General features: G+C 40.3%; 8 protein-coding genes and 1 other RNA gene. All 9 read right to left on the bottom strand.

The window, feature by feature from the left end; all coding sequences use genetic code 11:
* Positions 1-213: 213 nt before the first annotated feature.
* The 9 genes from H541_RS11570 to ssrA all read right to left on the bottom strand — a co-directional run bounded on the left by H541_RS11570 (position 214) and on the right by ssrA (position 10,766).
* Entirely contained in the window at positions 214-2,637 is a 2,424-nt protein-coding gene (locus H541_RS11570) for a glycogen/starch/alpha-glucan phosphorylase (RefSeq protein WP_022796183.1), read from the bottom strand.
* A gap of 70 nt (positions 2,638-2,707) precedes the next feature.
* Positions 2,708-4,153: a glycogen synthase GlgA gene (gene glgA, locus H541_RS0104675; protein WP_022796184.1), complete on the bottom strand. Its 1,446-nt coding sequence runs from the start codon at positions 4,151-4,153 to the stop codon at positions 2,708-2,710.
* Positions 4,154-4,171: 18 nt separating this feature from the next.
* The gene (gene glgD, locus H541_RS0104680; RefSeq protein WP_022796185.1) at positions 4,172-5,320 is read right to left on the bottom strand and encodes a glucose-1-phosphate adenylyltransferase subunit GlgD; all 1,149 of its coding nucleotides are present in this window, start codon (positions 5,318-5,320) and stop codon (positions 4,172-4,174) included.
* Positions 5,310-6,455, bottom strand: a complete 1,146-nt coding sequence (locus H541_RS0104685) for a glucose-1-phosphate adenylyltransferase (protein WP_022796186.1) — start codon at positions 6,453-6,455, stop codon at positions 5,310-5,312. The genes glgD and H541_RS0104685 overlap by 11 nt, the downstream gene beginning before the upstream one ends.
* A 140-nt stretch (positions 6,456-6,595) precedes the next feature.
* Positions 6,596-8,515, bottom strand: a complete 1,920-nt coding sequence (glgB, locus tag H541_RS0104690) for a 1,4-alpha-glucan branching protein GlgB (RefSeq protein WP_022796187.1) — start codon at positions 8,513-8,515, stop codon at positions 6,596-6,598.
* A 363-nt stretch (positions 8,516-8,878) separates the two neighbouring features.
* Positions 8,879-9,028, bottom strand: a complete 150-nt coding sequence (locus H541_RS13175; protein WP_156831874.1) for a hypothetical protein — start codon at positions 9,026-9,028, stop codon at positions 8,879-8,881.
* An 80-nt stretch (positions 9,029-9,108) separates the two neighbouring features.
* A complete protein-coding gene (locus H541_RS11575) occupies positions 9,109-9,471 on the bottom strand; it encodes an iron-sulfur cluster biosynthesis family protein (protein ID WP_022796188.1) in 363 nt (120 codons plus the stop codon).
* A 143-nt stretch (positions 9,472-9,614) separates the two neighbouring features.
* Complete coding sequence (locus tag H541_RS0104700; RefSeq protein WP_022796189.1) at positions 9,615-9,908, bottom strand: DUF5960 family protein; 294 nt, start codon at positions 9,906-9,908, stop codon at positions 9,615-9,617.
* 493 nt (positions 9,909-10,401) lie between these two features.
* Positions 10,402-10,766, bottom strand: a transfer-messenger RNA (tmRNA) gene (gene ssrA, locus H541_RS12925).
* Positions 10,767-10,829: the final 63 nt, after the last annotated feature.

Genomic DNA, 10,829 nt, shown 5'->3' on the forward strand with positions numbered 1-10,829 from the left:
CATTCTATCAACTCCGCAAAGATGAAAAAAGAAGTTGTGATCAATTTACAGACCGCAACTTCTTTTCCATGTTCTGATATTTATCTTACTCTACTCTTCTCTTATTTTTTATACGAGACTATCAACTCAAAAACTAATTAACTCATAAACAGAGCAAATCAACAATAGTGCAAATCAACAACGGATTAATTCAAAAACGATTAACTCAAAATCTCAAGAGAAATCTTGGATATTGAACAGGTGTAAGCCTGGATCCACTTTCCAGATTTCTTTCGCATAACGTAAGACCGTATAGTCACTCGAGAAATTACCACTCGCCGCAATATTGAGCAAGCATTTCCGAGCCCATTCGTGAGGGTCTTGGAAAGCAAGGTCTGCTTGATCTTGTGCATCCACAAAGCTGTCGAAATCTTTCAACAAGAAGTACTCATCGTTATAAGTCACTAACGAATCAAAGATGTCACGACCTTCTTCCTCGATATCTGGGATTGTCCCATCAATCAAGGTATCCAAAATACGTTTGATTCTAGGGTTGTTATGGTAGTAATCAGCAGAATGGTAAATATGACTCGCCTTAAGATTCTCAACTTCATCAGCTTTCAACCCAAACAAGAAGAGGTTATCTTCACCGACACTATCTCTGATTTCAACATTTGCCCCATCAAGTGTTCCAATTGTTAATGCCCCATTCGCCATCAGTTTCATGTTACTCGTTCCAGAAGCTTCTTTACCCGATAGAGAGATTTGTTCACTCAAATCAGCAGACGGAATAATTAACTCTGCGAGACTAACCCCATAATTCTCCACAAACACCACTTTAATGAACTCAGACACCTCAGGATCATTGTTAACAAGGTCTGCCAAAGCATTAATCAACTTGATGATCTCTTTCGCATAGTGATAACTTGGTGCTGCCTTTGCACCAAAGATAAAGACTCTTGGTTGTTGAATCGATCCTGGATCTTCTTTGATTCTCCAATAACGATCAATGATATGAAGCGCTTGGAGTAATTGCCTTTTATAGGCATGTAGCCGTTTGATTTGAACATCGAATAAGGCATTTGGATCTATCTCAATGTTCATTTGATCAGCAACATAAGCCGCAAACCGTTCCTTATTAGCCTTTTTGACTGCTAAGAGTTCCTTTAACAACTTCTTGTCGGTTTGATAGGCTTTCAGTAAACTAACTTCCTTAGGACTACTTCGCCACTCCTTACCAATCCGTTGATCGATCAAATTGGATAACGGCTCATTTGCCAGCATAACCCAGCGTCTCAGGGTGATTCCATTCGTCTTATTATTGAATTTTGCTGGCGAAATCAATTTAAAGTTCCGTAAGGTATAGTTTTCTAGAATCTCGGTATGCAATTTTGCGACCCCATTCACACTATGACTCGCTAGTATGGCTAGATGGGCCATTTGGACTTGGCCATCAATGACTGGGGCTGTCTTATGCGCAATGTCTTGCCCATATAATGCCCCTTTGATCAGATAATGCCTGCGATTGATCTCCCAGATGATCTGCATGATCCGAGGGAGTGTTCTTTCAACCATATCGACTGGCCATCTTTCCATCGCCTCAGCTAGGATTGTGTGATTGGTATAGCTAAATGTTTTATGAATGATATTCCACGCTTGCTCCCAACTTAGTCCCTCATCATCTAATAAGATGCGCATCAACTCGGGAATACACAGTGTTGGATGGGTGTCATTGATATGAATCGCCACTTTTTCAGGGAATTCTGACCATTCTAACTTGAGGCCTTTAAAGTGGTTGACAATCGTTTGAATTCCCGCACTACATAGGAAATATTCCTGCTTTAACCGCAAGAGCCTACCCTCATAATTGGAGTCATCAGGATAGAGAACTTCGGTGATTTGCTTAACAGCATTGCGCTCCTGTGGGGTTTGATAGGCAGTCTCATCTTCATAGGGGACCTCAGCCGAAAACAAGCGCAAGGTGTTCACTGTCTTATTATGATAGCCAATTTGTGGGGTATCATATGGCACTGCTAAAATCGTTTGCGTATTATGATAAACTGGCTTCAAGTCATTATCGGCATTAGGGACTAACTCCACTGTGCCTCCAAATCTGACCGTCACAGCTTTTCCTTCACGTCTGACCTCCCAGACATTCAGGTTACGGAGCCAATTCTCTGGCAGTTCAATTTGATGACCATTGACAAATTTTTGTTTGAACAAGCCATAGCGATATCTAATACCACACCCATTCCCAGCAATTCCAGTTGAGGCCATTGAGTCCATAAAGCAAGAAGCCAGACGACCTAACCCCCCATTTCCAAGCGCTGGATCGACTTCCGCACGAACAATCTGGTCAAAATCAAGCCCTAGACCATCAATAGCCGTCCGTGCCGTTTGGAGTAATCCTAGATTCAGCAAATTTGACTTGAGTTGCCGTCCTGGTAAATACTCCATCGAGAAATAATACACTTGTCGTTTCTTGTCTTGACGGTATTCTGAAACAGATTCTTTCCACCGATCTCCGTAGTAACGGCGTAATAATAATCCCAATGCAAGGAAGCGTTCCGTATCAGTTCCTTCTTCGTAACTATAAGCATATAGGTCTTCAAACTGCGTCATGTATTCTTTTTGAAATGTTTTGACTTCCGATAGCATTAGGCATCTTCCCTTCGTCTCGCGTCATAAATGCATTCCATTCTAACTATTCTAAAGTTTTTTAAACACATTAAGCATCATCAGCAATCAAACTTGTATACAGTGCCAAATAATCTTTTGCTGGTCCATTCCAAGAAAAATCTTTTGACATGGCTTCTTTGACCAATTTTCGCCAGATTTTTGGATGATCATAATAAAGCTCTAAAGCCTTATTGATCATAGCTAATACCCAGTAACTGTCAAACCTTTGAAATGAAAACCCGGTTCCTGATTCCGTATATTGATTATATGGAACGACTGTGTCTCTAAGTCCTCCAGTTTCATGAACCACTGGTAAACTGCCATAATGCATCGCCATCATCTGCGATAATCCACAGGGTTCAAATGCACTAGGCATCAAGAAAAGATCACTAGCCGCATAAATCCGTTGCGCTAGTCCTTCATCGAAAGCAATAATTGCCCGGCATTTTTCTGGATGACGAGACTCAAAAGTCGAAAACGCTTGTTCGTACTGTGGTTCACCAGTTCCTAAGATTACCAATTGAATCTGAGCTTGTAGCAACTCTTCACCAATCTCTGCCAATAACTGAAAGCCCTTTTGATCAGTCAATCTACTGACCACACCAATCATGGCAATTTTTTCATCATCAGGTAAGCCCAGTTCTTTTTGGAGCGCCATCTTATTGGCCACTTTTCCCTTCAAGTCAGCCAGTGAAAAAGGTGCCTTCAGATGAGGATCAGTTTCAGGGTCATAATAGGTGGTATCTATCCCGTTAATGATTCCTGACAGTTTCCAATCGTTATATCTTAGTGTCCCATCTAGTGATTCCCCAAACTCTGGCGTCTTGATTTCCTCAGCATAACTAGGACTAACGGTCGTCACGCGATCACTAAAATTGATGCCGCCCTTTAAGTAGTTAACTTGGTTGTAGAACTTGATTCCGTCTTCGGTAAAGATATTGCGACCTGTCGCAAAAACAGTATCAAGGATACTTTCCGGAAAAATTCCTTGAAAACGCAGATTATGAATGGTTAGAACTTTTCGAATGCGTTGCAACGGCTCTTTCCAATGATACTTGTCCACTAATAAGGCTGGAATCATAGCAGTATGCCAATCATGACAATGGATAATATCTGGGATAAAGTCGATGACTTCAAGCATTTCAATCGCTGCTAGCGAAAAATAGCCAAATCTTCCTCCATCATCCCAATAGCCGTATAGACTATCTCTTCCAAAATAAGTGAGGTTGTCAATGAAATAAATAACGACCCCTTGATACTCTAACTGTTTAATTCCACAGTATTGCGCTTTTCCCCCTACCTCAAACGTAAAGTGGGTGACATCTTTCAGTTGGTATTTAAATTTGTCAGGGATTTTTTTGGAAAAATAAGGTAACACGACACGGCAATCGACACCTAGGGCTACGAGCTCTTTTGGTAGCGCTTGAACAACATCACCTAACCCACCCGTCTTAAAAAATGGTGCAGCTTCAGCCGCAGCGAATAGTACTTTCATTGACTAACCCCTCTCTCATTATGCAGATACATGCTGTCCCTTTGGAACGATCACAATATTTTCCGGGGACCCTTCAATAACTGCCCCATCGTCTACCACGACTTGCTTATCCAAAATGCAGTAACTCAATTGGACATTTTCCCCAACCGTGACTCCTTGAAGCAAGATGGTATGATCAACTGTAGATCCCTTACCAACTTTTACTCGGCGTGAGCATAAACTATTGGTGAGTTGTCCAAAAATAATACATTCAGTGGCTAACTGTGACGTGTGAACCAAAGAGTCCTTATCATAATAAGTAGGAACTCCATTTTTAGGTTTGGTGATCACTGTATTTGCTCCATGAAACAGGGCATCGAATTTTCCTTTTTCTAGTAAAGACATATTGGCCTTAAAGTAGGCCTCAATACTATCGACATTGGCTGTGTAACCCGTAAACTCATAAGCACTCACTTCTAATTCCTCAATGTAATTGAGAATCAGTTGATCTGTGTCAAGGTAGACATGATCCCGGTAGCCCCATTCAAAGATTTGATTCAAGGTATCCACCGTTAAAACGAACATATTCAAACTGACTGGGAAACGATCTTGATCACTTGTCTCCAGTTTTTCGTGTTGCGTAATGTGGGAGAAGTTGCCCCCTTCGTCAAAGACTAAAACGGGTTCGTTCAGTTTACCTACAATTTGTTTTTGCTCGATATTCTGATAGACAACCGTCAGCTCTTTTTTGTTTTCTTCGTGAAACTGTAAAACGGCTGTTAAATCAACATTGGCCACGATCTGAGTTCCCAGAACAAACACATACTCTGCATTTGATTTAGATAGGAATAACTGGTGGTCCTCATAGATCTCATACTCGTTTCCATGACTCAAATCATATTCTCGACGCCAGTTTTGTTGTGAGAAAGTGAAGATACCGCCAGCAGATGCGAGATCTAGTCCCCAATATTTACCAGAGCGAATGTGATCATAGATAGAACGCCCACTTTCAGAAATAAACATGGCACAAGACTCTACTCCTGCATTAGCAATATTGGACAAGGCAAAATCGATAATACGATAGCGGCAAGCAAACGGCAGAGCTGCAATCGGTCTCTTTGATGTCAATGGTTTTAAGGCATCCTTTGGCTCAGTAAGATTTAAAATCGCACAGCTTTTAATCTTCATCGGTAATCCTCCCAACTATCTCATCATAGCCAATAGTTGCAATAGCTTCTTTTTCGCCCACAACAACAGCATTATCCGCAATAACAGCATTTTCACCGATAATGGCATAGTCAATCGTGACATTTTTACCGATTGATACACCAGACATCACCAAGGAATTCTTAACAGAAGCATGGCTCCCTATTTTAACATCCTGGCTTAAAATGCTATGAGAGACACTCCCTGCGATATAACAACCATCAGCGACCATCGTATCGGACACCCGTCCCGTCTCAGTGACGAATTGTGGAGGCGACAGCGGTGTTTGCGAATAGATTCGCCAGTCTTCTTCTCTGATATGTAGCGGATGATTCAAATCCAGAAACTCCATATTGGCTTCCCATAGACTTTCAATCGTCCCAACATCTTTCCAGTAGCCATCGAAAGAATAGGCAAAACAATTCTCTCCATTTTTCAGGTAAGCTGGAATAACATTCTTACCAAAATCTTCAAGTTGACGTTCTTTAGCTTGATCTTCCACTAAGTAGCGTCTTAATTTAGACCAATTAAAGATATAGATTCCCATTGACGCCAAATTACTTTTTGGCTCAGCTGGTTTCTCTTCAAATTCGATAATACGCCCTGTAGCATCTGTATTCATGATCCCAAAACGACTGGCTTCTTTCAAAGGTACTGGAATAACGCCAACTGTCAAGCTGGCATTCTTTTCTTGATGATAAGCCAACATTATAGAGTAATCCATTTTGTAGATATGATCACCAGAAAGGACTAAAACATACTCCGGTGATTTTGAATCAATGAAGTCAATATTTTGATAGATAGCATGGGCAGTTCCCTTGAACCATTTCTCGCCATCAGCACTAGAATAGGGTTGAAGAATCGTGGCGCCGCCACCCCTACTATCTAATCCCCAGGCAGCCCCATTTCCAATATGCTTGTTCAATTGTAATGGTTGATACTGTGTCACAACACCAACTTGATGGATATCAGAATTACGACAATTGCTTAAGGCAAAATCAATAATGCGATACTTTCCACCAAAAGGAACAGCCGGTTTGGCAATATTTTTGGTCAGTACACCCAAACGGGTCCCTTGACCACCTGCTAAAATCATTGCAATAATCTTTTCTTTCATGACTATACGAGTTCTAGAAGATAAGAACTCTCACCCCTCCTTCGTCCTAAAAAAACAAAGTGACAGAATTTGGCAAAAGTGGCATGGATGGGAACACGGAGCAATATCAAATGGTATCATGACAACAAAATAGCTTTCAGTTAGTTCTTTAAAACACCGTAGACCCGTTTTGGCCGGATATAGATTGTAGAAAGAGCTGGTAGAATCACGTCGATGGCATAAGGTTGGCCATTAGTAACCTCTTCAAACGTTTGGAACGGTCCTTCTTCCTTGGTCCAAGTCCCACCGAACTCTGTCATCTCCGAATTCAGGAGAATCTCATAGGTCCCACGATAAGGCACACCGATACGATATGGGCGATGCTCTTGGGGTAAAAAGTTAGTCGCTATTATCAAAAAGTCCCGTGGTTTTTCCCCCTGACGCATGAAACTCAAGATGACAGCTTGGGCATCGTCAGCTTCTAGAACAGTCAGGCCTGTTTGATCAAGATCTCTCTCGTATAAGGCTTTTTCAGTTTGATATAAGGTATTGACCGTCTTGACGAACTGTTGAAATTCTTTATTGAAAGGTCGCTCTAACACATCCCACTCTAACTCGGAATATTCTCGCCATTCCAAGAACTGACCGATTTCCTCACCCATAAAATGGAGCTTTTTCCCAGGAAAAGCTAACCGATAAGCATAGAAAGCCCGCAACATCGCGAATTGGTTATACCGATCACCCTTGATTTTTCCGAGCATCGAATCCTTGCCATGGACCACCTCATCATGAGAAATTGCCAAGATATACTTTTCATTGAAGGCGTACATCAATGGGAAGGTCAATAAGCGATAGGAGGATGACCGTTGCTCGTTTGGCAATTCAATGAAGCGCATCAGATCATTCATCCAACCCATATTCCATTTGAAATCAAACCCGAGACCAAGACCTTGTGGCTTTGCCGTCACACCTTCCCAATCGGTCGCTTCTTCAGCAATCATCAGCACCTGTGGAAATTTCTTAGCAACGACTTGATTCAGATGTTGTAGAAACGAGATGCCCTCATAATTTTTATTACTGCCATCCTCAGCTGGAACCCAGTTCTCCCTAAAACTCCCATGATCGCGGTAAATCATGAAACTAACGGCATCCGTTCTAAGACCATCGATATGACACTCTTTTAACCAGAATAAGGCGTTAGATAATAAGAAACTGCGCACCTGAGGCTTACCTAAATCAAAATTAAGAGACCCCCAACCAACATTATCCGCCCGTCTCACATCTTCGTACTCAAAAGTTGGCGTCCCATCATAATAAGCTAGCCCAACTTCATTACGACAAAAATGCCCTGGAACCCAATCCATTAACACACCAATTCCTGCTTGGTGAGCCTGATCGACAAATTCTCTTAAGTCGTTGACAGTGCCAAAACGACCAGCTACAGCATAATAACCAGTAATCTGATACCCCCAAGAGGCAATTAATGGATGTTCCATCAACGGCATAAACTCAATATGTGTGTACCCTAACTCTTTGACATAAGGGATTAAAGAGTCAGCTAACTCTTTAAATGAATAATAACGACCATCCGGATGCGTACGCCAACTGCTAAAATGGACTTCATAAATATTAAGCGGTTTCTTGGTATAATCCGTTCGTTTGACTTTAGAAAGCCATCGCTGGTCGGTCCAAGAAAAAGGGTCTAAAATCGTTAACACCGAAGCATCCTTTGGTGGCACTTCAAACTGGTGAGCAAATGGGTCTATCTTGGACGTTTGATGCCCTACTTGATCGGTAATCATGAATTTATAAAACTGACCGACCCGAGCATCTGATGAAACAATCCCCCACAAACCATTGGGAAGTGCCGTCATCGCCTCCAAACGCCAGTCATTAAAATCACCTTGCAAGGCCACTGATTTAGCGCGAGGTGCCCAAACGACAAAACGAAAACCTTTAGAATCATCCTCAGCAACTGGATGAGCGCCTAAAAATTCATACAAACTTTCATGGATACCATTATTAAAATAATAAGACTGATCATTAAAATCGGGAATAGCGGAAAGAACACGATCAACCATTAAAATCAACCTCCTGAGGAGAAACCTAAGCAAAAGAGAAACATGACAAGTGGCAGAAAGAAGAACAAGCGACAGTTTACTGGTTTTTCTATGACATGACAAAATAGGTCTAAAGCAACAGCTTTTTTAAAGGAAGTTTTCTGATACTAACTACTAGTGATGACGAATAGCTTTTATTAGTAGTTATGGACAATGATCGGTAACTATAGTCGACGATATCGTGTTTCTTAATAGAAGAGGAACTACAGGATGTCTATAATTTAATTATAATCGAAAACTCACAAAAAATTTAGTGATTATACTAACAATAGTAAAATATTTTTTGATGACCTAATTTCGCTTACATCATTTGAGTTAACTCATTTAATTGCTATCATTTTTGGTAACAGCATTGAAGTACATCATTTTGGTAACATAAAAAGAGCTTCTAGAAGTACACTTACTGTCTCCCAGAAAACTCTCTTGATCATGGATTTGATTGTTAGTTAATTGTTGCTTGTTGATTGATTGCACGGTCTATCTTCCAATATGACTATAACCATTATGATTAACACGTTGATGATATGTGTTTTTCAACCTAACTTTTTCCCACACTAGCTAGTAGAAATTTGATTGAGAAATTGTTTCACTTCAACGTTATAGTCTACAATTCCGCGACTATCGTTAAGTTGCAAATTATGAGTAGATGGGCTAATACTTAATGTCAAATCGCCAGATAGAAACATCTGGTCATAAGCGGCTGTATATACTGTAAAGGGTTCAATTGAAATTTTTACCGTATAAGGTTCAATTATTTCAGTGATGGGTTGTAACAGAAAACGATCACCTATCATGCAACAGCCTTCAGATGAAGAGAAAGCATTGGTACCATCATTGACAGCAAGAATATAGGAAGTTACCTGATCATATTTCTGTTGTAAAAGTGTGATGGCTTCAGCTGTGAAATTTAGTTTCATATACGGACCTTCTTTCTTAAAAACAAACAACTCTGTGGTTTAACTCTTCTGTAGTTTAGCTCTATTATAATCGTAGTCTAGGTCACTTAAAAAAACAACCTAAAAGCTTGAGCAATGAGTAACAACTAAACTATGTTCTAAAATCATTGCCGATGTTCCATTCCGTAAAGCAGTTGATCATTATAAGCCCTGATTGTCTTATCCTCGCACACCACACGTTGATAGTAGTAATTCTCCCCTTCTATCTTGAATACGAACCATAATGGTAAGCCATTTTTAGAATGAGTCGGCGGAATTTGAAACCTTGGCTTCCCAAACCCTTCCATTGTTTTGATTAGTTGATACTTAATCAAATGAACTGGCACAGAAAAAGTGACTAACTCATAATAATGCTGCTCAAATGCGTATGTTTCATTAGCTGATGTTGGAATATCCATCCTGACTCCCCCATTAGAAGAACTATCTCTCTCCATTATAAGAACATATGTTCGTGTTGTAAACAGTGACAATACAAACAATATCAACTTCTAAAATGATGTGTCTTGTATAATGAGAAAAATGGCTGAGAAAATCAGTAGACAACTAGGGAGCCCTCGATGGTATAATTAATCTGCATACCAAAAGGGTATGCCTACTACATTCTCACTCCGATGGCCGGTGAACCAAGGGAGTGAGATTTTTTGTTGTAGACTGCTACTTTTAATGATTTTTTATTGTTGCTTACTGATTTTTGATTTTGACGTAGCTATTTAATATTGATCCTATCTTAATCTTGATGTTGTCTTTATCTTGATATTTCCTTTCTAAATTTTTGATTCATTATTTTATCAATTATTACCCTGTTGAGTTTTCATTCAAAGACTAGTTTTTGCGCTGATTTTGCGCAAAGCAAATAAAAAAGCCCGTAAACACTGTAAGTTTACGAGACTAATATGGAAGCGGCGGGAGTCGAACCCGCGTCCAAGCATAACGACTTGTCCAATTCTACAATCATAGTTTATGGTTTAGATTTAACGCGGATCTAGCCCAAAAACAAGCATCAATCTTTGCGAGTCTGATAATCTCTTACTTACTTAACAGACGGATAAGCAAGTCGTAGTCCACTGATTATAGGACCCGGTGTTAACACATGGACGATGTTAGTCGGATCTTAGCAAGCAGGTTTTACGCTGCGAATGCTAAAGTGTTTGTTTCTTGTTTGTCAGTTATATTTAACTGGTAACGTTTTTGCGAAGACGTAACCTTCGGATCGCCTTGAACAGCCGACCTATGCCTGTCGAATCCGTAACGCTCCCTTAAAAGTGTTACTAGCTTATTGTACCAAATTTCACAGCTTTTATCAAACGTAAGTTCGCTTT

The sequence above is a fragment of the Bavariicoccus seileri WCC 4188 genome, from assembly GCF_000421665.1.
GTDB lineage: Bacteria > Bacillota > Bacilli > Lactobacillales > Aerococcaceae > Bavariicoccus > Bavariicoccus seileri.

Coding starts and splice junctions, on each gene's coding strand:
- H541_RS11570 (WP_022796183.1), bottom strand. CDS start 2,637: ATGCTATCGGAAGTCAAAACATTTCAAAAAGAATACATGACGCAGTTT.
- glgA (WP_022796184.1), bottom strand. CDS start 4,153: ATGAAAGTACTATTCGCTGCGGCTGAAGCTGCACCATTTTTTAAGACG.
- glgD (WP_022796185.1), bottom strand. CDS start 5,320: ATGAAGATTAAAAGCTGTGCGATTTTAAATCTTACTGAGCCAAAGGAT.
- H541_RS0104685 (WP_022796186.1), bottom strand. CDS start 6,455: ATGAAAGAAAAGATTATTGCAATGATTTTAGCAGGTGGTCAAGGGACC.
- glgB (WP_022796187.1), bottom strand. CDS start 8,515: ATGGTTGATCGTGTTCTTTCCGCTATTCCCGATTTTAATGATCAGTCT.
- H541_RS11575 (WP_022796188.1), bottom strand. CDS start 9,471: ATGAAACTAAATTTCACAGCTGAAGCCATCACACTTTTACAACAGAAA.
- H541_RS0104700 (WP_022796189.1), bottom strand. CDS start 9,908: ATGGATATTCCAACATCAGCTAATGAAACATACGCATTTGAGCAGCAT.